The 22,442-nt window shown below is 71.3% G+C and carries 24 protein-coding genes; 16 read left to right on the forward strand and 8 right to left on the reverse strand.

Translation table 11 applies throughout. The features are described 5' to 3' along the window. Nucleotides 1–2: 2 nt before the first annotated feature. The 6 genes from ACFWUQ_RS19860 to ACFWUQ_RS19885 all read left to right on the forward strand — a co-directional run bounded on the left by ACFWUQ_RS19860 (nt 3) and on the right by ACFWUQ_RS19885 (nt 4,564). A complete protein-coding gene (locus tag ACFWUQ_RS19860) occupies nt 3–1,646 on the forward strand; it encodes a sensor histidine kinase (protein WP_384539479.1) in 1,644 nt (547 codons plus the stop codon). Further along, a complete protein-coding gene (locus ACFWUQ_RS19865) occupies nt 1,643–2,329 on the forward strand; it encodes a response regulator (RefSeq protein ID WP_384539481.1) in 687 nt (228 codons plus the stop codon). The genes ACFWUQ_RS19860 and ACFWUQ_RS19865 overlap by 4 nt, the downstream gene beginning before the upstream one ends. Before the next feature lie 110 nt (nt 2,330–2,439). Continuing rightward, the gene (locus ACFWUQ_RS19870; protein ID WP_384539484.1) at nt 2,440–2,646 is read left to right on the forward strand and encodes a hypothetical protein; all 207 of its coding nucleotides are present in this window, start codon (nt 2,440–2,442) and stop codon (nt 2,644–2,646) included. Beyond that, complete coding sequence (locus ACFWUQ_RS19875; protein WP_384539487.1) at nt 2,646–3,302, forward strand: pilus assembly protein TadG-related protein; 657 nt, start codon at nt 2,646–2,648, stop codon at nt 3,300–3,302. The genes ACFWUQ_RS19870 and ACFWUQ_RS19875 overlap by 1 nt, the downstream gene beginning before the upstream one ends. A 31-nt stretch (nt 3,303–3,333) precedes the next feature. Then, a complete protein-coding gene (locus ACFWUQ_RS19880) occupies nt 3,334–3,921 on the forward strand; it encodes a hypothetical protein (protein WP_384539490.1) in 588 nt (195 codons plus the stop codon). Between the two features lie 4 nt (nt 3,922–3,925). Beyond that, nucleotides 3,926–4,564, forward strand: a complete 639-nt coding sequence (locus ACFWUQ_RS19885; RefSeq protein ID WP_384539492.1) for an OmpA family protein — start codon at nt 3,926–3,928, stop codon at nt 4,562–4,564. Here the strand turns inward: ACFWUQ_RS19885 and ACFWUQ_RS19890 are convergent. Further along, entirely contained in the window at nt 4,536–5,087 is a 552-nt protein-coding gene (locus ACFWUQ_RS19890; RefSeq protein WP_384539495.1) for a TetR/AcrR family transcriptional regulator, read from the reverse strand. The genes ACFWUQ_RS19885 and ACFWUQ_RS19890 overlap by 29 nt on opposite strands. A gap of 71 nt (nt 5,088–5,158) precedes the next feature. Here ACFWUQ_RS19890 and ACFWUQ_RS19895 point away from each other — a divergent pair, with 71 nt between their 5' ends. After that, nucleotides 5,159–5,605, forward strand: coding sequence for a nuclear transport factor 2 family protein (locus ACFWUQ_RS19895; RefSeq protein ID WP_384539497.1), 447 nt, complete (start codon nt 5,159–5,161; stop codon nt 5,603–5,605). Nucleotides 5,606–6,214: 609 nt separating this feature from the next. On the opposite strand, the gene ACFWUQ_RS19900 is transcribed toward ACFWUQ_RS19895, so the two are convergent. After that, a complete protein-coding gene (locus ACFWUQ_RS19900) occupies nt 6,215–6,793 on the reverse strand; it encodes a TetR/AcrR family transcriptional regulator (protein WP_384539499.1) in 579 nt (192 codons plus the stop codon). Nucleotides 6,794–6,893: 100 nt separating this feature from the next. Between ACFWUQ_RS19900 and ACFWUQ_RS19905 the strand changes: the two genes are divergently transcribed. From ACFWUQ_RS19905 to ACFWUQ_RS19915, 3 genes are all read left to right on the forward strand, one after another. Then, nucleotides 6,894–8,492 carry an MDR family MFS transporter gene (locus tag ACFWUQ_RS19905; protein ID WP_384539501.1) on the forward strand — a complete coding sequence of 533 codons (1,599 nt, stop codon included), beginning with the start codon at nt 6,894–6,896 and terminating at the stop codon, nt 8,490–8,492. Nucleotides 8,493–8,780: 288 nt separating this feature from the next. Further along, nucleotides 8,781–9,104: a nuclear transport factor 2 family protein gene (locus tag ACFWUQ_RS19910; RefSeq protein ID WP_384539503.1), complete on the forward strand. Its 324-nt coding sequence runs from the start codon at nt 8,781–8,783 to the stop codon at nt 9,102–9,104. A gap of 156 nt (nt 9,105–9,260) precedes the next feature. After that, on the forward strand, nt 9,261–9,884 hold the full coding sequence (locus ACFWUQ_RS19915) for a hypothetical protein (protein ID WP_384539506.1): 624 nt from the start codon (nt 9,261–9,263) through the stop codon (nt 9,882–9,884). A gap of 178 nt (nt 9,885–10,062) precedes the next feature. On the opposite strand, the gene ACFWUQ_RS19920 is transcribed toward ACFWUQ_RS19915, so the two are convergent. From ACFWUQ_RS19920 to mgrA, 4 genes are all read right to left on the reverse strand, one after another. Further along, entirely contained in the window at nt 10,063–11,349 is a 1,287-nt protein-coding gene (locus tag ACFWUQ_RS19920; protein ID WP_384539509.1) for an extracellular solute-binding protein, read from the reverse strand. Between the two features lie 366 nt (nt 11,350–11,715). Next, complete coding sequence (locus ACFWUQ_RS19925) at nt 11,716–12,333, reverse strand: SMI1/KNR4 family protein (RefSeq protein ID WP_384539511.1); 618 nt, start codon at nt 12,331–12,333, stop codon at nt 11,716–11,718. A 59-nt stretch (nt 12,334–12,392) separates the two neighbouring features. Next, nucleotides 12,393–12,803, reverse strand: a complete 411-nt coding sequence (locus tag ACFWUQ_RS19930; RefSeq protein WP_384539513.1) for a DUF192 domain-containing protein — start codon at nt 12,801–12,803, stop codon at nt 12,393–12,395. A gap of 482 nt (nt 12,804–13,285) precedes the next feature. Beyond that, nucleotides 13,286–14,323 carry an L-glyceraldehyde 3-phosphate reductase gene (mgrA, locus tag ACFWUQ_RS19935; protein WP_384539516.1) on the reverse strand — a complete coding sequence of 346 codons (1,038 nt, stop codon included), beginning with the start codon at nt 14,321–14,323 and terminating at the stop codon, nt 13,286–13,288. Nucleotides 14,324–14,448: 125 nt separating this feature from the next. Here mgrA and ACFWUQ_RS19940 point away from each other — a divergent pair, with 125 nt between their 5' ends. The 5 genes from ACFWUQ_RS19940 (at nt 14,449) to ACFWUQ_RS19960 (ending at nt 20,161) form a co-directional block, all read left to right on the forward strand. After that, nucleotides 14,449–15,210, forward strand: a complete 762-nt coding sequence (locus ACFWUQ_RS19940; protein WP_384539518.1) for an isoprenyl transferase — start codon at nt 14,449–14,451, stop codon at nt 15,208–15,210. Nucleotides 15,211–15,528: 318 nt separating this feature from the next. After that, nucleotides 15,529–16,845 (forward strand): PhoH family protein, encoded by a 1,317-nt coding sequence (locus ACFWUQ_RS19945; RefSeq protein ID WP_384539520.1) that lies wholly within the window; start codon nt 15,529–15,531, stop codon nt 16,843–16,845. 409 nt (nt 16,846–17,254) lie between these two features. Continuing rightward, complete coding sequence (locus ACFWUQ_RS19950) at nt 17,255–17,962, forward strand: transglycosylase SLT domain-containing protein (protein ID WP_384539523.1); 708 nt, start codon at nt 17,255–17,257, stop codon at nt 17,960–17,962. A 136-nt stretch (nt 17,963–18,098) separates the two neighbouring features. Beyond that, a complete protein-coding gene (locus ACFWUQ_RS19955) occupies nt 18,099–19,448 on the forward strand; it encodes an AI-2E family transporter (RefSeq protein WP_384539526.1) in 1,350 nt (449 codons plus the stop codon). Continuing rightward, nucleotides 19,445–20,161 carry a hypothetical protein gene (locus ACFWUQ_RS19960; protein ID WP_384539528.1) on the forward strand — a complete coding sequence of 239 codons (717 nt, stop codon included), beginning with the start codon at nt 19,445–19,447 and terminating at the stop codon, nt 20,159–20,161. The genes ACFWUQ_RS19955 and ACFWUQ_RS19960 overlap by 4 nt, the downstream gene beginning before the upstream one ends. 63 nt (nt 20,162–20,224) lie before the next feature. On the opposite strand, the gene ACFWUQ_RS19965 is transcribed toward ACFWUQ_RS19960, so the two are convergent. Both ACFWUQ_RS19965 and ACFWUQ_RS19970 read right to left on the reverse strand, forming a co-directional pair. Next, nucleotides 20,225–20,761: an alkyl hydroperoxide reductase gene (locus ACFWUQ_RS19965; RefSeq protein WP_384539531.1), complete on the reverse strand. Its 537-nt coding sequence runs from the start codon at nt 20,759–20,761 to the stop codon at nt 20,225–20,227. A 3-nt stretch (nt 20,762–20,764) separates the two neighbouring features. Beyond that, nucleotides 20,765–21,319: a peroxiredoxin gene (locus ACFWUQ_RS19970; RefSeq protein WP_384539533.1), complete on the reverse strand. Its 555-nt coding sequence runs from the start codon at nt 21,317–21,319 to the stop codon at nt 20,765–20,767. Between the two features lie 134 nt (nt 21,320–21,453). Between ACFWUQ_RS19970 and ACFWUQ_RS19975 the strand changes: the two genes are divergently transcribed. Then, nucleotides 21,454–22,401, forward strand: a complete 948-nt coding sequence (locus ACFWUQ_RS19975; RefSeq protein ID WP_384539535.1) for a hydrogen peroxide-inducible genes activator — start codon at nt 21,454–21,456, stop codon at nt 22,399–22,401. Nucleotides 22,402–22,442: the final 41 nt, after the last annotated feature.

Here is a 22,442-nt window from a genome sequence, read left to right on the forward strand (position 1 = left end):
CCATGGCCGTCCCGCTGGACACCACCGGTACGACCACCCCGCCCGGTTGGACGGCGGCCCGCGGATGGCGGGCGCCGCTCGCCGTCGCGGCCGAGGCCTTGCAGACCGACACCCCGCGGAACAACGCTCTGCGGGCGAACGCCGTCCAGGTGCTGTGCCGCCAGGTGTGCGCGCTCCGCCTCGTGCTGATCGCGCTCGGCGCCCCGCCGGTGCTGAGCCGCACCGCGAGCGGCCCACCGCTGTACCTGGTGGGCGGGACCGTCCTGCTCGCCTTCACGCTCTCCTACGCCCTCTTCCGCGACGGGGAGCGGTACGGGCCGCTGCTCCCGCGCCACCGCTGGCTGCTCGCGGTGGACCTGGCACTCGGCACGGCACTCCTGGCCGCCGCGACGCCCGAGTCGCCGCTCGGCTTCGCCGCGACGGCCGCGTCGCCGCTCGGCTTCGCCGCGACGGCCGAGTGGCCGCTCGGCTTCGCCGCGACGGCCGCGTCGCCGCTCGGGCTCGCCGCGGTGTGCGTCCCGCTCCTGGCCGGCCTGGTGCACGGCCGGCGCGGCGCGGCGGTCTACGCGGCCGTCCAGGCCGCCGTGGTGGCAGCCCTCGGCCAGGGGAGCGCCGGGGCGCTGACGGCGGCGGCGCTCTGCGTGCTCGCGGGCGCGGCCGGGGTCTGCCTGCGGGACCTCCTCGGCCGGGTCGGGGAGGCCGGCCACATCCTGACGGACGCCCGGGTCCAACGGGCCGTGGCCGAAGCGGTCCAGGCCGAACGGGACCACCTGGCCGGCGAGATGCACGACTCCGTCGCCAAGACCCTGCACGGCCTGGCGCTGACCGCGGAAGCTCTGGCGCGCACCGGCGATCCCGCCGCGGTACGCCGACAGGCCGAACTGGTCGCCGCCGCGGCCCGGCGCGCCGCGGCGGAGTCCCGGGAGGTCCTGGCGGACCTGCGCCGAGACGCGGACGCACCCGGGGTCTCCCTCGCGTACGAACTCCGCACCCGCTTCGCCGCCGACACCGGCGTTCCGACCGCCCCGGCCCCCGGCGCCGCGCCCGCCCTCTGCGCTGCCCCCGCCCCCGGCGCCGCGGTCGCCCCCGCCCCTGGCGCCGCGGCCGCCCCCGGGGCCGCGCCTGCCCTATGCGCCGCGCCCGCCCCTGGCGCCGCCCCCGCCCCTGGCGCCGCGGTCGCCCCGGTCCCCGGCGTCCCGGCCGCCCCCGGGCCCGCGCCCGCACCCAGGGCCGCGTGCACCCCGGCCTCCGGCACCCCGGCCGCCTCCGGCGCTGCGCCGGTCGACGTACGTACGGTCGGCGTCGTCCCGGAGCTGCCCGCACCCGTGGCGCGCCACCTGCTGGCCGTGGCCGCGGAGGCCGTGGAGAACGCCCGCCGGCACGCGGACGCCTTACGGATCACCGTCGAGCTGGCCGTCGACGACACCGACCTGCTGCTGACGGTCGAGGACGACGGCAGGGGCCTGTCCGGGGCCGTCGACCTCCCGGCCCTGCGTGGCGCGGGCCGCTTCGGCCTGCTCGGCATGACGGAACGCGCCACCGCGGCGGGCGCCCGTATCCGTATCGGCGCCCGCGCCGCCGGCCCGGGCACCCAGGTCCGCCTCACCCTGCCGCTCGCGGCCGTCACCGCCGGGAGGGGGGCGTGACGCCGCTGCGCGTCGTGATCGCCGACGACAACCCGGTGGTCCGGGCGGGCCTGGCGGCCCTGCTGTCCACGGCGGCGGACATCGAGGTGGCGGCCCAGGCCGCGGACGGCCGCGAGGCCATCCACCTCACCCGGCTGCACGCCCCCGACGTGGTACTGCTCGACGTCCGCATGCCGGGCGTGGACGGCATCTCGGCCCTGCCCCACCTCGTCCAGCTCGCGCCCGTGCTGATGCTGACGTACAGCCAGGAGACGCACATCGTCCGCGAGGCGCTGCTGCTCGGCGCCGGAGGCTACCTGGTGCACGGCGAGTTCACCCCGGACCACCTGGTCACCGCCGTCCGCGACGTCCACGCCGGCCGCGCCCACTTCAGCCCCACGGCGGCGACCGCGGTCCTCGCGGAGCTCCGAGCCTCTTCGCATCCGCAACGATCTGTGGCACAGTCGTCAGAGCGCCTTCCCAACCACAGGGTGTTCGGGCTGAGTTCGCGTGAGGAGGAGGTCATGGATCTCATCGCGTCCGGGATGAGCAACCAGCAGATCGCAGCCACCTGCTTCATCAGCGAGAAGACGGTCAAGAACCACATCAACCGCATCTTCGCGAAGCTCCAGAGCACCACGCGCAGCGAGGCGATAGCCCGCTGGCTGGGAACCGCCCGTCCAGGGGTGGCTGGTCATGGGTAGACGGCATGCGCAGTGGGTCCGTAATTGGGCCCCGGGACCCTTTGCACCTGCCGGTGCCCGGCCGTACCGTCCGCGAATCGACTACGGCGCCGGCCCTGGAGAGGACTCCAATGCAGAATCACAAGCTGCTCAAGGCGATCGTCGAACAGCGCGACCGACTGAGCGGTCGCCGAAACGCCGACGAGGGCCAGACGGTCTTCGAGTACCTCGGCATCATCGTGATCGTCGCTCTGATCATCACGGCGATCGTGGGCTCCGGTCTGGCGAACAGCATCGCGAATGCCATCACGGCCGTCCTGGCGGACATCACCACTTGATGGGCGAGGTGGGCTCGCGCGACAGGGGGCAGGTCTTCCCCGTCTACATCGTGGCGATAGCAGGCTTCCTCTTCGCCGCACTCGCTTTCGTCGTCGTCGGCATGGCTTCTGCCACGCGCAGTGAGGCGCAGGGGGCCGCCGATGCGGCGGCCCTCGCTGCCGCTCGCGAAGCCAGAGACAAGGCGCTCGTGGGAATGGACCTTCTTGCTCTCACTCCGGAGGATTGGGAGGCCATCGTCGAAGGCGGCCGCCTCACCGGGACGGGGGCTTGCGCAAAGGCAGTGGAGTTCGCCGCACTGAACGGTGCCACCGCACAATGCGCACCGGGCGACCGGGAATTCGCTGTAAGGGTCCTCACCGACGACACGGTGGGGAAGTCGGTCATCCCGGCCAGCGACACAACACGGGCGCGGGCGGAGGCCCGGGCCGAAATCGTGCCGCTCTGTTCACTGCGGTCGGCGCCCACGCCGTCGGTCAGTCCCTCCCCCAGCCCTTCGCCCACCGCGAGCACACCACCCGGAGGGGGTACCACGAGCCCTCCGGCCTCCGTCGGTTTTCGATGCCGGGGCGGAGCGGTGGTGACCTTGGATCCCGCGAACCCGGGGTCGTTGTCCAAACTTTCGAGGAAACTCTTCAGTGTGCGACTGGCCGACTGACAGCGGACTAGGAATGAAGGAAGCGGCGTAGATGAGCATGCGGCAGACGGTGAAGGTCAGCAGGGGAGCGGCCGTTGCGGTTGCGGCGGCCTTGGCCCTCACGCTGGCCGGATGCGGTGGCGGCGACGATAAGCCGCAGGAGCCGCAGAAGCCCGACACCTCCCAGGACCAGGGCGGCGCGGCACAGCAGCCCGCGCCGACCGCGAACAAGGGCTCGGAGCCCCTCACGGTGATCGCCACCGCGCAGGGACCGTCCGGAGTCGTCCTGGAGATCAACTCAGCCGTGCGTGACCACGATGGCTACGTCACGGTCAGCGGGCAGATCAAGAACGGGGGTTCCGCCGTGTTCTCCCAGATCGCGGCACTGCGTGGCGAGGAGAAGACCGCGAGTCCCGCCTCCGTCGCGGGAGCCACGCTGGTCGATACCCTCGGCAAGAAGCGGTACCTCGTGCTGCGTGACACCGAGGGGCGGTGCGCCTGCACCACTGGGCTCACTTTCCTGAAGAGCGGGGAAAGCGTTCCCATCTTCGCCCAGTTCCCCGCGCCGCCGACCACTACGACCGAGGTCGTGTTCGGTCTGCCGACCTTTGCCACGGCCACCATCAAAATCTCCGGGTGACCCCATGACCTCACTTCGCCGCACCACCGCCGCAACGGCAGTCGTCGGGCTCGTCATAGCCGGCGTCCACTTCGTGGGCACGGGCAGCGCCCACGCCGATGATCCCGCGCCGTCCGTGCCGCCGGGGACCGAGCCGTCGGCGTCCGCGCCCGTCGCCGTCAAGCCGGACTCGCCCCGCCTCAAGCTCCCGCAGGGCGGGACGCTCGCGCCGCCCAAGGTGCTCGATCTCGTCGAGGTCGTCGAGGACATCGGCGGGGAGCAGCGGCGGCAGGAGACCAACCAGACCGTCATGATGGCCCTGCAGTCCGAGGTGCTCTTCCCCGAGGACAGCGCGGTCTTCAACGCCCAGGCGGCATCCCGGATCCAGGCCATCGGGAACGAGATCAACCAGCAGAAGGCGACCCGCGTGCGGGTCTTCGGGTTCACCGACGACCAGGGCAGCTACGAGCACGGCAAGGAGCTGTCCAAGAAGCGGGCGGACGCCGTGCAGTCGGAGCTGGGCAAGACCGTCACCGATCCGAATGTCGTCTTCGACGTCCGGGGCTACAGCGAGGACTATCCGATCGCGGACAACTCCACGGAGGAGGGCCGCAAGAAGAACCGGCGCGTGGAGATCACGTTCCCGCGGAGCGGCGAGAAGTAGCGGCGAGGACCGCCGCCGCCGCGCCGGCCCGGTGGGCCGGGGCGGGGCCCGGGTCCAGGGCCGCCACGGCCGTGGCGCCCTCGACCAGGATCAGCAGTTGGTCGGCCAGGTCGTCGTCCGGACCGGCCAGTTCTGCCAGCAGGGCGCGCAGCTCCGCCTTGTGGCGGCGTACGACGTCGAGCACTCCCGCCGGCCCGGTGGCGAGCTCGCCGTACGCGTTCATGAACGCGCAGCCCCGGAAGCCCGGCTCCGCGAACCAGCCGGCCAGCCAGTCGAAGACTGCGGCTATCGGGTCCGGGGCTCCGGCCGTCGCCGCGCGCAGGCTCGTCAGCCAGCGCCGGTCGCGGCGTTCCAGGTAGGCGGTGAGCAGCGCTTCCTTCGCGGGGAAGATCCGGTAGAGCCGCTTGAGCGGGACCCCCGACTCCGCGCGGATGCGGTCCATGCCGACGGCCTGGATGCCGTCCGCGTAGAACAGCGCCTCCGCGGCGTCCAGCAGCCGGGCGCGGGCCTCTTCGTCGTCCATGCCCGCAGCGTAATCCAGTTCCCTTGCGGAGAGAACGAGCGTTCTCTAGGATGAGAACGATCGTTCTCCCGATGTGTGAGAAGAGGACCGCCGTGACCGCCGTGCGCGCAGCCCGCCCGCCCCTGCCGCCCTTCACCGAGGAGAGCGCCCTGGCCAAGGTGCGGGCCGCCGAGGAGGCGTGGAACAGCCGCGACCCCGAACGCGTAGCCCTCGCCTATACGGAGGACTCGCGGTGGCGCAACCGCGACCGCTTCCTCGCCGGCCGCGCCGAGATCCGTTCCTTCCTCGCCGAGAAGTGGGCGCGCGAGCTCGACTACCGGCTCCGCAAGGAGCTCTGGGCCTACACCGACAACCGCATCTCCGTCCGCTTCGAGTACGAGTGGCACGACCATGCGGGGCAGTGGTGGCGCAGCCACGGAAACGAGCAGTGGGAATTCGCTCCCGACGGATTGATGCGCCGCCGTGAGGCCAGCATCAACGACGTTCCCATCACCGCGGAGGAACGCCGGCTCGGCTGACGTCAAGGGGGCGCCCCGGCGGGTGCTCCCGTCGCCGTCGGGAATCGGGTCGACGCCGATCCCGACGCGCCGGGGGTCCTGGGCCGCGGAGTCCTCCCGTCCCCGGATGGGCCGGGTGCGGGAGGGTGGGGGTGGTGGGCGCCGGGGCGTGCCGCCGCGCTGCCGTGCGGAGTCCCGTGGGTCGGTGCACGTCGGGGCGTGCCACTGCATGCCCGTCGGCGTCGATGACTGCGGGTGCGGATCGGCTACCGGGTGAGGGTGTCGTCCGGGCGCGGTCCAGGGCGTCAGCTGGCCGGCGGGGATGGCTAGGGGGGCGCGGGCGGTGGTCCTGCGGCGGGCTTCGGCGTTCATGGCGGTGTCCTCTACGGGGTTGGCGGCGCCCGGCCCTGATGGCCGGGGCGCATGACCAAACGTAGCGGAAGAGATTACCGAGAGTAGCGATCCGGCCGTCAAACCCCCGGATCGGGTGGCAAGCGGCCCTCCCAGCTCCTCGCATGTCGTCGGCCCCGGTCGCCGGTCGCTGCCGCACATCGCCCGTCGGGCCGCCGCCCCCCCGCCCGCTCCCGCAGCCCCGGCAGCCCCCGCAGCCCCCGCGCCCCCCGCCCCCCGTCAGTCCTCCCGGTGCGCCTGCGTGATCAGGTCCGTCGCGACCTCCAGGGCCGCCTGCCGCGTCTCCTCCGGGTCGCCCTCCACGTGCTGCAGGAACATCATCCCCGCGTGCAGCGTGAACAGGGCGCTGATGCACCGCACCTGGTCCGTGAGCGGCCCGTCCTCCTGGCGCAGCAGCTCCACCAGCCGGAACAGCCGCTCCTTCACCGTCTCGCCGATGCTCAGCTCGCGCGTGGTCGCCTGGTTCTCCTGCATGAAGCGGTACAGGGAGGCCCCGGCCGCCATGGCCTCGCTGTACCGGCGCAGCACCTCGCGCTTGGTCTCCAGGGTGTGCGGCTGGCCCTCCGCCCAGGCGATCAGGTCGTCGATCGGCTGCGTCACGTCGCGGAAGAGGCTGATGAGGATGTCCTCCTTGGTCTTGAAGTGGTAGTACAGCGCCGCCTTCGTGACCTCCAGCCGCTCCGCGATCTCGCGCAGCGACGTCTTCTCGTACCCCTGCTCTGCGAAGAGTTCCAGTGCGACGTCCTGGATGCGCTGCCGCGTGTTGCCGCGGCGCTGCTGCGGACTGCTGCTGGACATGGCTCTCCCCATTACTTACTTGACGCCCGGCTAGTTACGGGTCTACCTTCCCCAGTGTAGTGAACTAGCCGGTCGGCAAGTAAGTGCCAGGGGAGTGGACATGAGCAAGGCAGTCATGGCGGCGGCGGAGGCACCGGAGGAGGTGGCGAAGCCGCGCAGCGTCCGGGTCGTGCTCATGGCGCTCATGATCGCGATGCTGCTGGCCATGCTCGACAACATGATCATCGGCACCGCGATGCCCACGATCGTCGGCGAGCTCGGCGGCCTGGAGCACCTCTCCTGGGTGGTCACCGCCTACACCCTGGCCACTGCCGCCTCCACTCCCATCTGGGGCAAGGTTGGCGACCTGTACGGGCGGAAGGGCTCCTTCCTCACCGCGATCGTCATCTTCCTCATCGGCTCCGCGCTCAGCGGCATGGCCCAGGACATGGGGCAGCTCATCGGCTTCCGCGCCGTCCAGGGCCTCGGCGCCGGCGGTCTGATGGTCGGCGTCATGGCGATCATCGGCGACCTCATCCCGCCCCGCGAGCGCGGCAAGTACCAGGGCATGATGGCCGGCGTGATGGCTCTGGCCATGATCGGCGGCCCGCTCGTCGGTGGCACCATCACGGACCACATGGGCTGGCGCTGGTCCTTCTACATCAACCTCCCGCTCGGCGCCGTGGCCCTCGCCATGGTCACCGCGGTCCTCCACCTGCCCAAGAAGGCGAGCCAGGGCGAACGCCCGAAGATCGACTACCTCGGCGCGGCGCTGCTGACCGTGGCGATCACCTCCACCGTGCTCCTGACGACCTGGGGCGGCACCGAGTACGCCTGGGGTTCCGCGGAGATCCTCGGCCTGATCGCCGTCGGCGTCCTGTCGACCGCCGGGTTCCTCTACGCCGAGACCAAGGCCGCGGAGCCGGTCATGCCGCTGCACATCTTCCGCAGCCGCAACTTCACCCTCATGTCTGTGATCGGCTTCCTGGTCGGCTTCGCCATGTTCGGCGGCGTGCTCTACCTCCCCCTGTTCCAGCAGTCCGTGCAGGGCGCCTCCGCGACCAACTCGGGCCTGCTGCTCCTGCCGATGCTGCTCTCGATGATGGCCGTCTCGCTGATCGCCGGCCGTGTCACCACCAACAGCGGCAAGTACAAGATCTTCCCCATCGTCGGCGGCGCGCTCATGGTGGTCGGGCTGTTCCTGCTCGCCACCATGGACACCGGCACCTCGCGGCTGGTCTCCGGCGTGTACATGGCCATCCTGGGCGCCGGACTCGGCTTCCTGATGCAGATCACCATGCTCGTCGCGCAGAACAGTGTCGACATGAAGGACATGGGCGTCGCCTCGTCCTCCGCGACCCTCTTCCGTACGCTCGGAGGCTCCTTCGGTGTGGCCCTGATGGGCTCCCTCTTCACCACCCGGGTCACCGACACCATGGCGGAGCGGCTGGGTCCGGAGGCGGCCGGAGCCGCGGGCTCCGCGCAGCTGGACGCCGCGAGCCTGGCCAAGCTCCCGGAGCAGGTGCGCGAGGCCTACCAGCACGCCGTGGCCTCCGGCACGCACTCGGCGTTCCTCCTCGGCGCGGCCATCGCCGTACTGGGCTTCGCGGCGGCCTGGTTCGTCAAGGAGGTCCCGCTGCGGGGCGCCGGACCGACCCCCTCCGCCGACGCGGACGGCGCCGGCGGCGTCCCCGCCCCCCGGGAGTCCGCGGCGCACTGAGGCGCCCTCAGGAGCGGCCGCAGCGGCCGATGCGACCGGGCCCGGCCCTTGCGGACGAACGTCCGCGGGGCCGGGCCCGGTCGCGTACGTCCGCCCCGGGGTTTCGGGACGGTCCAGGACGAAGGGAGCACCGCCCCACCGGGGCCCCCGGGCTGACACGCCGTCCGGCGGCGAACGGGTGAGGGTCGCCCTCCCCGCCCGCGCCGGGGTGTTCCCTGGTCGCACGGCGCCCAGCCCCTGGTGCGGGCCCGGCGTACCCGTCCGCCCCGCACGACCAGGAGGTCACCCGTGATCGACCCCAGCCGGCTCTCCGACCCTGCCGTCCGCGCCTTCGTCACCGCCGTCAACGCGGGCGACCGGCAGGCCTTCGACAGCGCGCTCAGCCCCGGCGCGACCATGTCGGACGACGGCACGGACCGGGACCTGGCCGAGTGGACCGACAAGGAGGTCTTCTCCTCCAACGGCCGTATGGACGTCGTGTCCGAGAGCGACTCCGGCCGCTCCCTCGTCGTGGACTACCGCAACGACACCTGGGGCGGTATGCGCACCGCCTGGCACTTCCACATCGGCTCCGACGGCCGCGTCAGCCGCTTCGAGACCGGCCAGGCCTGAACCGCGCCACCGCCGGCGCCCGGGCAGTACGCCCACAAGCGCCCCACCGGCCCAGTGCGGGGCGCCGGCCCCGATGACCGGAGCCCGGTGCTCCCGTACGGGTGAAAGCGGGGCCGGTGTCGTTCCGGCCCGCCGGAGGGGCCCGTTGGACCGGGCATGAAGCGCACCCGCATCGCCGCTCTCGCCCTCGCCACCGCCGCGGCGGCCCTGGCTCCCGCCCTCGTCCAGCCGGCGACCGCCGCGGAGGGGACGGCGTACCTCCAGGACCCGGCCGGCGGCGAGAAATCCATGAAGTCGATGTGGACCAAGGACGAGATGCACAAGGTGGAGGCGCAGTTCCGCTTCCATCCGGGAGTCCAGTACCGGACGGTCAACCGCCCCGGCCCCTCCGGCGCTCCCGACTTCGAGCGCCAGGTGCCCGACCCGGCGACCCTCGCCTGGCGGCCCTCGTACGAGTTCCGGTGGTCGGTGTCAGACTCGACGGTGCTGAAGAAGGCGCTGACGACCAAGGACGGCGAGCACCCGATCGTCGTCCACGCCGTACTGCGCGACGCCAAGCGCGCCAAGGCGGGGGAGGTGCGCCAGGAACTGACCGGGAAGCCGGCGACGGGCTCCGCGAAGGTGGCGGGCGGCGAGCGCGTCGCCTGCGACACCGGCGCCTACACGGTGGAGTGGTCGGTCACCCGCACGGGTTACGGGACCCTCACGGGCACGCTGCGCTGGGACTCCAGCTGCGAGCAGTACCGCACGGCCTTCTCCTCGAACCCGGGCCAGGGCTGAGGACCCGGGGCCGGCCGCCCCGCGCACCTTGTGGGTGCGCGGCGGGCGACGGGGCCGCGACCTCGCGACACGTGCCGCGGAGGCCCCTCGTGCCCCTCGTGCCGTACAGGTGGAAGGCGCCGGGGGCGGGACGGGGCAGCAGGGGTCAGAGCTGAGGCCCCCCTTCTGACCGCCGTCCTCAGCTGTTCTTGCCAGCTTCGGCAGCCTGGGCGGCGATGTCCTCCAGGACGGTTTTCGGGTCGCTTCCGGGCTCGACGGCGCGGCCGATGTTGCGCTTGACCGTGTCGCTGACCTTCACCCAGGAGGGGTCGTTGACGGGGTAGAGGCGCGCCGTGCGCAGGGCGACCAGGAAGTTCTGGTCGGTGGTGCCGAGGCCGCCGCCGGTGGGGGTGCGGGCGGCGGAGACGGTGGAGGGGAGCAGGTGGTAGCGGCCGGCGAAGTCGGTGAGGTTCGCGTCCTGGTAGAGGAAGTTGAGGAACTGGCCGATCTCGGTGCGTTTGCCGTTCTGCTTGAAGGCCATCATCCAGTCGGCGACGCCGACGGTGGGCGGGCTGTCGCCGGTGCCGAGGAAGTCGGAGACGGGCATTTCGACGGTGCCGACGTCGATGCCCTTGGCCGCTGCCTCGTGGGCGAGTGAGGGGTAGCCGTTGAGCATGCCGACCTCGCCGCGCAGGAAGGCGGCGAAGGCGTCGGCGCGGTTGAACTGCCCGGGCGGGGTGGGCCCGACCAGGCCCGGAGAGACCAGGTTGTCCTTGACCCACTGCCAGGTCTGGATGTTCTGGTCGGAGGCCAGGCTGTAGTTGCCGCTGCTGTCGGCGTAGCCGCCGCCGTTGCTGATCTCCCAGATCATGGCCTCGGCGTGGGCCTCCTCCGGACCCAGCGGCATGGCGTACGGGAACCGTACGCCCTTGTCCTTCAGTGCTTTGGCCGCGGCCTTGAGCTGGGACCAGGTCTTCGGCGGGTCGGCGACTCCGGCCTTGGTGAACAGGGCCTTGTTGTAGAAGAGGAGTCGGCTGCTCGCCACGAAGGGCAGGCCGTAGAGGCTGTTGCCCACTGATCCGGCCTCGGCGAGCGGTTGCAGGAAGTTCGCCTCCGCGCTGACCGGGAGGAGTTCTTCCGCGGGGTAGAGCTTTCCCTGCGCGGCGAAGTCGGAGTAGGCGCCCATGAGGGCCATGTCCGGGGCCTTGCCGGCCTTGACGCGGCGGGAGACCTCGCGGTCGATATCGGCCCAGGGCAGGAGTTCGACCTCGACCCGGACGTCGGGGTGGGCGGTGGTGAACTCGTCCGTCACCTTGTCCCAGAAGGCCTTGGAGCTGTTCGCCGGGGTGTTGCCGTACTCGGCGGCGACCAGGCGGAGCGTGCCGCTGTCACCGGCGCTGTCGTCGGAACCCCCGCAACCGGACAGGGGTATCAGCAGGCCGAGCACGACCGCGGAGGCGATCGTGCCGAAAATTCTTCGTCGCACGGGTGTATTCCCCTGAATTTCTTTTGGATCTCGTTGCTACTTATGAGTCACTCCGAGCTGAGGTGTCCCTCTGTGGCCCGTTGGTCGGAATTCTCTCCCGAAATCAGGGCGGTTGATTCCTTTGGAGGCCACTTGTGGTCAATGCTCCAACTGGGGCTTTTCCGGCTGGTGTTTTCCGATATGTGATCCACAATTCGGACGCGCGTAGACATGCCGAAACGCCCGTTTCCGGCCACGGAGCGGGCTTGAGGGCAGGGCAGGGTTCCGCTGCGCCGAGGAGGAAGCGGGGAGGAGGGGGAGAGAGGGAAGGGAGGGAGGGAAGGGGCGGGAGGGAAGGGACGGGAGGGAAGGGTCCGGACGGCCGGATCAGTCCGCGAACTCGCCCGCGTACGGGTCGGGCTCGCCCGTTTCCGGGTTGCGGCCCTCCTGCCAGCGGCGCTGGGCCTTGCGCCAGTGCACGAAGCTGAGGTGGCCGCCGTCCCAGAAGGTGATGCTGACGGGGCTCACGTCGAACTCGTCGGAGCACAGCAGGTAGAGGAATTCGGCCATGCCGTACGGGTACACCGCGAAGGAGTCGGCGGTGTGCCGCCCGCACACCAGGACCGGCCAGCGGTCCGGGTCGGCGTCGGAGGTGAGCCAGCACAGGATGTCGGACCCGCCGGTGACGCCCCAGGCGATGATCGACTCCGGGTCCACGTCGAAGGCGGACCGGCCGCCCTCGGCCTCCCAGGCCTGCCGCGCGTTGTCGGTCTCCTCGGCCATCTGCGCCGGGTCCCACTGGAGTCCGGGCTTGGGCAGCGGCAGCAGGATGCTCGCCTCGCCGTTGATGGAGCCCGCGCCGAAGCGTCCCATGAACGCGATGAAGTCGGACGGGAAGCGGGTCCCCCACACGGCCTCGGCGGCCTGCCAGTCGATGTCCTCATCGGCGCCGTGCGTCGCCGGCATGATCTGCTCCAGCGCCTTGATGCGCGCGTTCTCCGTCATGCCGCTCCCCTGACACCCCTGCTCAACCGCCCCAACCTACCTCCGGGGAGGGTCTTCTCCTAGAGCTTGTCCGGCTGGTGGGTGCCAAGCCCCGAGGTGTCCACGCCCGAGGCGTCCACCCCGGCGATGTCCACGCCCACCGTGTCCCCGACCCGCAGCCCCCACCCGGCCAGCGCCCCCGCTTCCGCCTCCAGGACGTGCCGCGCCCGCGGGCGGGGCAGCCCGAGCCGCCCGGGTGCCATCGTGACCAGGGAGAGCACGCGCAGGTTCCGGTCCAGGTGGGCCACGTCGATGGCGAACCGCATCCGGAAGGTGTGCACGCTCGCCGCCGGACTGAGCAGCAGGGCGCCGGTGACACCGCCGCGCCCCAGCAGCCCGCGGGTGCGGGCCCGGTACGAGGCCGCGACCTCCAGGGGCACCGAGAGCGTCCCGATCCGCAGGATGCCCGTCCCGTCCCGCCAACGCCCCATGCCGCCCCCTCCGCCTCCCGCCGGCCGTCGCCTCGAAAGCCTCCGCCAGCCTAGGCCGCGCCGCCCCGGCGGGGAACGGCGGCGCCGCGCTCGCGGCGTCAAGGCGGTGCGCCACGCGGGGGTCCCCCGTCGGTGGTACGGGCGGGGGGTACGCCTCCCCGGCGCCCGCGCAGTGCGCGGCGTCCGGCGCGGCGCGGCCGCGGCAGCGCTCCCGGCACGCCCCGGCCCTGGTGCCGGGTGGTTCCGCGCCCCAAGAGCACGGCAGCGGGACACCTCTTCGGCGCCCGCGGAAGAGCGTCGGCGGTCTACCGGAACGACGCCGATCGACTGCGGAGCGTAATCATTACGCGCCAATGCACGCGACAGGCTTTACGAAGGGTTATGGTGGAACCCCCCCCTCGGGCCGGTCCGTATCCCCCCCACGGACCGGCCCGTTTTTCGTTCTCCGCTCCCCGCCGCCTGGCGCGGAGGGAATCCGCAGGTCAGCCGCGCTGGGCCCAGATGTTCGTGCCCGGGGTCGAGACGGCGAAGGAGTCGATCTCCTTCAGCTCGGCGTCCGAGAGCGGATCGCCGGCCAGCGCCGCCACGTTCTCCTCCAGCTGCCGCACGCTCGACGCGCCGATCAGCGCCGAAGTCATCCGCTCGTCGCGCAGCACCCACGTCAGCGCCAGCTGCGCCAGCGACTGCCCGCGCCGCGCCGCGATCTCGTTCAGCCCGGCCAGCCGGCGGACCACGTCGTCCGAGAGCAGGTCCGGGTTGAGGGACTTGCCCTGCGTGGCCCGGGAGCCCTCCGGGATCCCCTTGAGGTACTTGCCGGTCAGCAGCCCCTGCGCGAGCGGCGCGAAGGAGATGCAGCCCATGCCGGCTTCCTCCAGGACGTCCAGCAGGCCGTCCTCCTCCGTCCAGCGGTTGATCATGGAGTACGAGGGCTGGTGGATCAGCGGCCGCACCCCCATCTCCCGCAGGATGCGGGCCGCCTCGGCCGTCTGCTCCGCGGTGTACGAGGAGACGCCGACGTAGAGCGCCTTGCCCTGCTGGACCGCGGACGCGAGGGCGCCCATGGTCTCCTCCAGCGGGGTCTGCGGGTCGAAGCGGTGCGAGTAGAAGATGTCGACGTAGTCGACGCCCATCCGCTTCAGCGAGGCGTCGAGGGAGCCGAGCAGGTACTTCCGGCTGCCCCACTCGCCGTACGGCCCGGGGTGCATCAGGTACCCGGCCTTGGTGGAGAGGATCAGCTCGTCGCGGTAGGGCGCGAAGTCCTGCGCGAAGACCTTGCCGAAGTTCAGCTCGGCCGAGCCGGGGGGCGGGCCGTAGTTGTTCGCCAGGTCGAAGTGGGTCACACCCAGGTCGAAGGCCCTGCGCAGGATCGCCCGCTGGGACTCCAGGGACGCGTCGTCGCCGAAGTTGTGCCAGAGGCCGAGGGAGATGGCGGGGAGCTTGAGGCCGCTGTGGCCGGTGCGCCGGTAGGGCATGGCGTCGTAGCGGGACGGCTCTGCCCGATAGGGATTGGTATCAGTCACGTTGTCCTCCCTATCACGGAGCTGTGACAGACCGAGTTGGGTACCCCATCCCGGCGCGCAGTAATGTGGCGCACTCGGGGGTCCGCAATTCGCACGGGGGCATTGCACGGAGGGGCTGGAAGATCGTGAAGCTGCGCGACCTGGTGTACAGGCTCTACGCACGCCGGGTGGAAGGCCGCCTCGACCATGACGCGGCGCCCAAGCACATCGGCGTCATCCTGGACGGGAACAGGCGCTGGGCGAAGGCGTCCGGAGGTACGACGGAGCAGGGCCACCAGGCCGGAGCCGACAAGATCTCCGAGATGCTGGGCTGGTGCACCGAGACGGACGTCGAGGTCGTCACCCTGTGGATGCTCTCCACGGACAACCTGGACCGGCCGGAGGTCGAGCTCCGCCCGCTGCTCAACATCATCGAGAACACCGTGCGCGGCCTCGCCGCCGACGGCCGCTGGCGCGTCCACCACGTGGGCAACCTCGACATCCTGCCCGCGGGGACCCAGACCGTGCTCAAGGAGGCCGAGCAGGCCACGCACGACGTCGAGGGGATACTGGTCAACGTCGCCGTCGGCTACGGCGGCCGCCAGGAGATCGCCGACGCGGTCCGCTCGCTGCTGCTGGAGCACGCGCGCAAGGGCACCTCCTTCGAGGAGCTCGCCGAGATCCTGGACATCGACCACATCGCCGAGCACCTCTACACGCGCGGCCAGCCGGATCCGGACCTCGTGATCCGCACCAGCGGCGAGCAGCGGCTGTCCGGATTCATGCTGTGGCAGAGCGCCCATTCCGAGTACTACTTCTGCGAGGTCTTCTGGCCGGCCTTCCGCAAGGTCGACTTCTTGCGGGCCCTGCGCGATTACGCCGCCCGGCACCGGCGGTACGGGACCTGATTCCCGGTTATTTCCCGCCCCCGCGGTCACCGGCGCCCCTTCGGCTCGCATCCTTCACCGGGGATTCACCGAGCGTCCGTCATATGCCATGGCATGGCCTGGCCTGAACTGGGAATACCCCTTTCAGGTCGATGCCCGATCCACGGGTGTCGTGTCTCAGCGGACGGCATGGGCCGTCCGTCCGGGAGGCCCTTTGCACCAGGACGCGCGTGCGGTTCGCACGGACGGAGTGGAGGGCCGGAAGTCGGCCCTGGCATGGGTGCCGATGACCGGTCCGGTCTTCATGGCCCGACCTCTTCCGAGGGGGTACGTCCTTCCGTGGTGACCAGCACTAAGAGCCGCCTGCCCGACAGGCGGACCTACGTCCTCGACACCAGCGTCCTGCTGGCAGACCCCAACGCGATCACCCGCTTCGACGAGCACGAGGTCGTGCTCCCGATCGTGGTGATCACCGAGCTGGAGGCAAAGAGGCACCATCCCGAACTCGGCTACTTCGCGCGCCAGGCCCTGCGCCTGCTCGACGACTTCCGGGTCCGGAACGGACGTCTCGACGCCCCCATCCCGCTGGGCGATCTGGGCGGCACCCTGCGCGTCGAGCTCAACCACTCGGACCCGAGCGTCCTGCCGGCCGGCTTCCGCCTGGGGGACAACGACTCTCGGATCCTCGCCGTCGCCCGCAACCTCCAGGCCGAGGGCTTCGACGTCACGGTGGTCTCGAAGGATCTACCGCTGCGCATCAAGGCCTCCTCCGTGGGGCTGATCGCCGAGGAGTACCGCGCGGAGCTCGCCATCACCGATGCCGGCTGGACCGGCATGAGTGAGCTCGCCCTCTCGGGGGAGCAGGTGGACCTGCTCTTCTCGGAGGAACGGCTCTACGTGCCCGAGGCCGCCGAACTGCCCGTGCACACCGGGCTGGTCCTGCAGTCGGAGCGCGGCAAGGCGCTCGGGCGGGTCACGGCGGACGGCAACGTGAAGCTCGTACGGGGCGACCGCGAGGCCTTCGGGCTGCACGGCCGCAGCGCCGAGCAGCGGATCGCGCTGGACCTCCTGCTCGACCCGGAGATCGGCATCCTCTCCATGGGCGGGCGGGCCGGCACGGGCAAGTCGGCGCTGGCGCTGTGCGCGGGCCTCGAAGCGGTCCTGGAGCGCAGGCAGCACCGGAAGGTGATGGTCTTCCGGCCGCTGTACGCGGTGGGCGGCCAGGATCTGGGCTACCTGCCGGGGGACGCGTCCGAGAAGATGAGCCCCTGGGCCCAGGCCGTCTTCGACACCCTCTCGGCCGTCGCCGGTCGCGAGGTCATCGAAGAGGTGCTGAACCGCGGGATGCTGGAGGTCCTGCCGCTCACGCACATCCGCGGCCGCTCGCTGCACGACGCCTTCGTCATCGTGGACGAGGCGCAGTCGCTGGAGCGCAACGTGCTGTTGACCGTTCTGTCCCGAATCGGGGCCAATTCGCGGGTGGTTCTGACCCACGACGTGGCCCAGCGGGACAATCTGCGGGTCGGCCGGTACGACGGAGTCGTCGCCGTGGTCGAGAAGCTGAAGGGGCATCCGCTGTTCGCGCACGTCACCCTCACCCGGTCCGAGCGCTCCCCGATCGCGGCCCTGGTCACCGAGATGCTCGAAAGCCTCTGACCTGGCCAAAACGCGCATAGCGGGAAGGTGAGTTGGCGCCGCCCGGCAAAGGCCCAGGAGCCTAGCCGGGCGGCGCTGTGCCGCACAGCCCTTTGGCGAAAACAGCTGCCGTGAGCCAGGTGTGACCTTTCCCACGCAACGGAGAATTGCCCTGCGGCGTCGAGGTCCGGCAGAGTCTGTTTTCCGTCAGGCCCCGCATACGGCACACCTGTATCTCCCGTGAGGTACGCGCAGCACCACAACTCCACAGTCGTTCGCCGTATGCCGCCCGGAGCATCACGCGGCAACCTCCGCAAGGGAGTTGCCCACGGGCCCGTGCCTCCAGTGACCGTAGAACCACGGAGGCCAGTGTCGAAGGGGCACTCTTGCGCCCGCGCGGTCACTGCGGACGCTGCTGGAAGGACATCGTGTGAGCCGGATCTCGGTCCGGGGGTTCGCAGTGGCTTCGGCCACCGCGGTCACCACCGTCGGCGCAGTCGTAGGTGTTGCGACCGGCGACCCCTCCTCGAACGATCTCGAAACGACCGCCTCCGGCGCGACGCTCCTCGCCGACATCCCGGTCGGCGACCAGGCCCAGGTCCAGAGCGGATCCCTGACGCAGCAGGCCGACGCGATCGTCCACGCCGCCGACACCGACGCGAAGCGCTCGGCCGAAGAGGCCGCCCGCGTCCAGGCCGCCGAGGACGCCAAGGCCAAGAAGGCCGAGGCGGAGAAGGCCAAGGCGGAAGCCGAGGCCAAGGCGAAGCGCGAGCGCGAGGAGAAGGAGCAGGTCGCCAGCCGCTCCGCCGCCCGCGACGCCGGCGACTTCGCGCTCAAGAGCTCGTACACCGTCGCTGAGGTCAAGGCCATCGCCCAGCAGATGGTCCCCGCCGACCAGTTCGCTTGCTTCTCGAAGATCATCAACCAGGAATCCACCTGGAACTACCTGGCCGTGAACAAGTCCTCGGGCGCCTACGGCCTCGTCCAGGCACTCCCCGGTTCCAAGATGGCCTCGGCCGGCGCGGACTGGCGCACCAACCCCGCCACGCAGATCAAGTGGGGCCTGAACTACATGAACGAGCGCTACAAGAGCCCGTGCGGCGCCTGGAGCTTCCACCAGGCCAACAACTGGTACTAGGAACGTCCGGCGCCCGCCGCCGTCCGTCCCCGCGGAGCCCCGCACCGTCCTACGGTGCGGGGCTCCGCGCGTGTACGGTCATTCGAGGTGCGACCGAACGGCGTTCACCGAAGGAGTGGGCGGGGAAAGGGACGACATGGCGAAGAGGGCAGGCTGGCTCGGCCGGCTGGGGAGAAGGCTGAACCGGATGGAGGCGCGGCTCGACGAGCGGCGCGCCGAAGTCGAGGCCGAGGCCCGAGGAGACCTCCCGCGCCCCGCCGCGGTCGAACGGGCGCCCGCGGACCCCGGATCCGCGGCGGTCGCAGTCCCGGCCCCGCGCAGGGCGCCGGAGCGTCCCGAGCCGGTGACCGTGGTCCCGTGGGGCATGCGGGTGGCCGCCGAGGTCAGCTGGCGGCTCCTGCTGCTCGCCGGCATGCTCTGGGTGCTGATGAAGGTGATCAGCGAAGTCCGCCTGGTCGTCCTCGCGTTCGCCGCGGCCATGCTGGTCACCGCACTGCTCCAGCCCTTCGTGGTCCGGCTGCGCAGACTGGGCCTGCCGCGGGGGCTCGCCACCGCCGTCACCGCGATCCTCGGCTTCGTGGTCATCGGGCTCGTCGGCTGGTTCGTGGTCTGGCAGGTCATGGAGAACCTCGACGACCTCTCCGACCGGGTCCGCGACGGCATCAACGAACTCAAGCTCTGGGCACTGGACAGTCCGTTCCATGTGACCGAGAAGCAGATCAACGACATCGCGAAGAACCTCAGCGAGACCATCGGCACCAACACCGAGCAGATCACCTCCGCCGGCCTCCAGGGCGTCACCGTCCTGGTCGAGGTGCTCACGGGCATCCTGCTCGCGATGTTCTCCACGCTCTTCCTGCTCCACGACGGCAAGCGCATCTGGACCTGGGTGCTGGGCCTCGTGCCGGCGGCGGCCCGCCCGGGCGTCGCGGGAGCCGGTCCGCGCGCCTGGCGCACACTGACCGCGTACGTCCGGGGCACCGTCCTCGTCGCCCTCATCGACGCCATCTTCATCGGCCTCGGCATCTACTTCCTCAACGTGCCCATGGCCGTGCCGCTCGCCGTCTTCATCTTCCTGTTCGCCTTCATCCCGCTGGTCGGGGCGGTCGTCTCGGGCGCCCTCGCGGTGGTCGTGGCGCTGGTGACCCAGGGCGTGTTCAGCGCCCTGATGGTGCTGCTGGTGGTCCTCGCCGTGCAGCAGATCGAGGGCCACGTGCTCCAGCCGTTCATCCTGGGCCGGGCGGTACGGGTGCACCCGCTCGCGGTGGTGCTCTCGGTGGCCGCCGGCGGGATGATCGCGGGCATCGGGGGTGCGGTGGTCGCCGTCCCGCTGGTCGCCGTCACCAATACGGCGGTGGCCTACCTCAGGGCGTACTCCCGCGAGCAGCTGCACACGGGTCCCACGCCGGTCGGCCCCGGTCCGCACGGCGCGACGGCCGTGGGCCGGGCGCCCGCCGACGACACGGGGAGCGGGACCGAGCGGTGATAGGCGAGCCCGAGCTCGACGGCGACTGGGAGGCCGGCCCCCCAACCGCGCGGACGGAGCCGGGCACTCCGGGCGCCACCGGCGAGCCGGGCGGCCCCGGGGACCCGGGCGGCCCCGTACGGGGGCGGGCCCGGCCGTGGGGGTGGGCGCTGGGCGGAGCCCTGCTGGCGTCCGCGGTCTGGGCGGGGGCGCTGACGGTGGCGGTGCAGGATCGATTCGCCGACCGGCCCCGTATCGCGTACCGGCACGCCGAGAACCTCTGCGACGAAGTGTCCCTCGACGCGGTGGCGGCCGCGGCGGTGCCCCTCGTCGGGGACCAGTCGCGCGGCGCGGCGCGGCCCGCTAAGGACTGGTCGTACTGCGTGTACGGCGCGGACTCCGAGCCGGGCCGGATGGCGATGGTGGCCGAGGTGCTGGTCGAGCTGCACAAGGAGGCGGACCCCGGCGCCGAGTTCGGCCTGGGCCCGGGGGCCACGGCCGAGCTGTGGCAGGCGGAGAGCGCCGTCGTGGAAGAGGTCCCCGGCATCGGCCGGCGGGCCCTGATGAACAGGACGCCCGGCTCGCTCCGGCTCCAGGTGCTCGACGGCGGCGCGGTCTTCACGCTCGGCGTCGAGTGGTTCGGGGACGACGACGCGCCGGAGGTCGACGAGGACGCCCTCAAGACGGCGATGATCGAGGACATGCGGGCCCTCACGGCCGCTCTGCGCAAGTGAACGCGCGGGCCCCCGCGGCCGGAGGCCGGCAGCGGGGGCCCGCGCGCGTACGGTGCGGAGGGACTACTCGGCGGCGAGCGCCGCTTCCGCGTCCAGGGTGACCGCGACGGCCTGGATCACCGAAGCGATCTTGAAGGCCTCCTGCACGGTCTCGCGGCCGACACCGGCCTTGCGCAGAACCTGCTCGTGCGAGTCCAGGCACTGGCCGCAGCCGTTGACGGCGGAGACCGCGAGCGACCACAGCTCGAAGTCGACCTTGTCCACACCCGGGTTGCCGATGACGTTCATCCGCAGCCCCGCCCGCAGCGTCCCGTACTCCGGGTCGGAGAGCAGGTGCCGGGTGCGGTAGAAGACGTTGTTCATCGCCATGATGGCGGCGGCGGACTTGGCGGCCGTGTACGCCTCGGGCGACAGGTTCGCCTTGGCCTCCGGCTCCAGCTCACGCAGGACGCGCGGGGAGCGGGCGGCGATCGCGCACGACAGGACGGTGCCCCACAGCTGCTGCTGCGGGAGGTCGCTGTTGCCGATGACCGAACCGAGGTTCAGCTTCAGGTCCTTGGCGAAGTCCGGTATGGCGGCCTTGAGGGAGTCGAGGGACATCCGTCACTCACCGGCCAGCAGGGCGCCGGCGTCCAGGGTGCCCTCGCCCTTGTTCCAGTTGCACGGGCACAGCTCGTCGGTCTGCAGGGCGTCGAGGACCCGCAGGACCTCCTTGGGGTTGCGGCCCACGGAACCGGCGGTCACCATCGTGAACTGGATCTCGTTGTTCTGGTCGACGATGAAGACGGCGCGCTGGGCGAAGCCGTCCTCGCCCTCGACGCCGCAGGCCCGCATGAGCTCGTGCTTGGAGTCGGCCAGCATCGGGAAGGGCAGGTCACGCAGGTCGGCGTGGTCCTTGCGCCAGGCGTGGTGGACGAACTCCGAGTCGCCGGAGACGCCGAGGATCTGGGCGTCGCGGTCCTGGAACTCCTCGTTCAGCTTGCCGAACGCGGCGATCTCGGTCGGGCAGACGAAGGTGAAGTCCTTCGGCCAGAAGAACACCACGCGCCACTTGCCCTCATAGGTCTTGTGGTCGATCTGGCCGAACTCGCTCCCGGCTTCGAGCGAGACGCAAGCGGTCAGATCGTAGCTGGGGAACTTGTCACCGACAGTGAGCACGCGCACTCCTTGCGATCTGGAAAGCGACCTTTTTGAGGACTTTCCAAGGGGTTGGACTGATCTCACATGCTGACACAGCTGCATTGATTAAAGAAATAGCTACTCTTGTGACGGGTGATCGGAGGTACCTATCAGTGGCCGTAGGTAATAGGGGTGCGAAGCAGCCCACGCTGGCGCAGCTGCGCGCCTTCGCGGCGGTGGCGGAGCACCTGCACTTCCGCGACGCCGCCGCGGCCATCGGCATGAGCCAGCCCGCGCTGTCCGGGGCCGTCTCCGCCCTGGAGGAGACCCTCGGCGTGCGGCTGCTGGAACGCACCACGCGCAAGGTGCTGCTCTCCCCATCGGGCGAGCGGATCGCGGGCCGGGCGCGGGCCGTGCTCGACGCCGTGGGCGGGCTCCTGGAGGAGGCCGAATCGGTACGGGCCCCCTTCACCGGGATCCTGCGGCTGGGGGTGATCCCCACGGTGGCGCCGTACCTGCTGCCGACCGTCCTCGGGCTGTTCCACCGGAGCTACCCCCGGATGGACCTCCAGGTGCACGAGGAGCAGACCGCCTCCCTGCTGGAGGGGCTGGCCGGAGGGCGCTTGGACCTGCTGCTGCTCGCGGTGCCGCTCGGCGTGCCCGGCGTCACCGAACTGCCCCTCTTCGACGAGGACTTCGTCCTGCTCGCACCGCGCGAGCACCCGCTGGCAGGGCGCCGGGACATCTCCCGCGAGGAACTGCGCGGCCTCCAGCTGCTGCTGCTGGACGAGGGGCACTGCCTGCGGGACCAGGCCCTCGACATCTGCCGCGACGCGGGGCGCACGGCGGGCGCGGACGTCACCACCACCGCCGCCGGCCTGTCCACGCTCGTACAGCTGGTCGCCGGGGGGCTCGGGCTCACGCTGTTGCCGCGTACCGCGCTGCGGCTGGAGACCGCCCGCAACGAGTACCTGTCCACCGGGTACTTCGCCGAGCCGGCCCCCTCTCGGCGGATCGCGCTGGCCATGCGTACCGGCACCGCCCGGCAGGAGGAGTTCCGGGCGATCGCCGCCGCCCTGCGCGAGGCCGTACGCCCGCTCCCGGTGTGGCCCACCGACTGAGAAGGGGCGGCCCCGCTCCGGTCCGGACGCCTCGTCCGGGC

Origin of the sequence: Streptomyces sp. NPDC058662, from assembly GCF_042716255.1 — a bacterium.
Classification (GTDB): domain Bacteria; phylum Actinomycetota; class Actinomycetes; order Streptomycetales; family Streptomycetaceae; genus Streptomyces.

Coding starts and splice junctions, on each gene's coding strand:
- ACFWUQ_RS19860 (WP_384539479.1), top strand. CDS start 3: ATGGCCGTCCCGCTGGACACCACCGGTACGACCACCCCGCCCGGTTGG.
- ACFWUQ_RS19870 (WP_384539484.1), top strand. CDS start 2,440: ATGCAGAATCACAAGCTGCTCAAGGCGATCGTCGAACAGCGCGACCGA.
- ACFWUQ_RS19875 (WP_384539487.1), top strand. CDS start 2,646: ATGGGCGAGGTGGGCTCGCGCGACAGGGGGCAGGTCTTCCCCGTCTAC.
- ACFWUQ_RS19880 (WP_384539490.1), top strand. CDS start 3,334: ATGAGCATGCGGCAGACGGTGAAGGTCAGCAGGGGAGCGGCCGTTGCG.
- ACFWUQ_RS19885 (WP_384539492.1), top strand. CDS start 3,926: ATGACCTCACTTCGCCGCACCACCGCCGCAACGGCAGTCGTCGGGCTC.
- ACFWUQ_RS19890 (WP_384539495.1), bottom strand. CDS start 5,087: ATGGACGACGAAGAGGCCCGCGCCCGGCTGCTGGACGCCGCGGAGGCG.
- ACFWUQ_RS19895 (WP_384539497.1), top strand. CDS start 5,159: ATGTGTGAGAAGAGGACCGCCGTGACCGCCGTGCGCGCAGCCCGCCCG.
- ACFWUQ_RS19900 (WP_384539499.1), bottom strand. CDS start 6,793: ATGTCCAGCAGCAGTCCGCAGCAGCGCCGCGGCAACACGCGGCAGCGC.
- ACFWUQ_RS19905 (WP_384539501.1), top strand. CDS start 6,894: ATGAGCAAGGCAGTCATGGCGGCGGCGGAGGCACCGGAGGAGGTGGCG.
- ACFWUQ_RS19915 (WP_384539506.1), top strand. CDS start 9,261: ATGAAGCGCACCCGCATCGCCGCTCTCGCCCTCGCCACCGCCGCGGCG.
- ACFWUQ_RS19925 (WP_384539511.1), bottom strand. CDS start 12,333: ATGACGGAGAACGCGCGCATCAAGGCGCTGGAGCAGATCATGCCGGCG.
- ACFWUQ_RS19930 (WP_384539513.1), bottom strand. CDS start 12,803: ATGGGGCGTTGGCGGGACGGGACGGGCATCCTGCGGATCGGGACGCTC.
- ACFWUQ_RS19955 (WP_384539526.1), top strand. CDS start 18,099: ATGGCGAAGAGGGCAGGCTGGCTCGGCCGGCTGGGGAGAAGGCTGAAC.
- ACFWUQ_RS19965 (WP_384539531.1), bottom strand. CDS start 20,761: ATGTCCCTCGACTCCCTCAAGGCCGCCATACCGGACTTCGCCAAGGAC.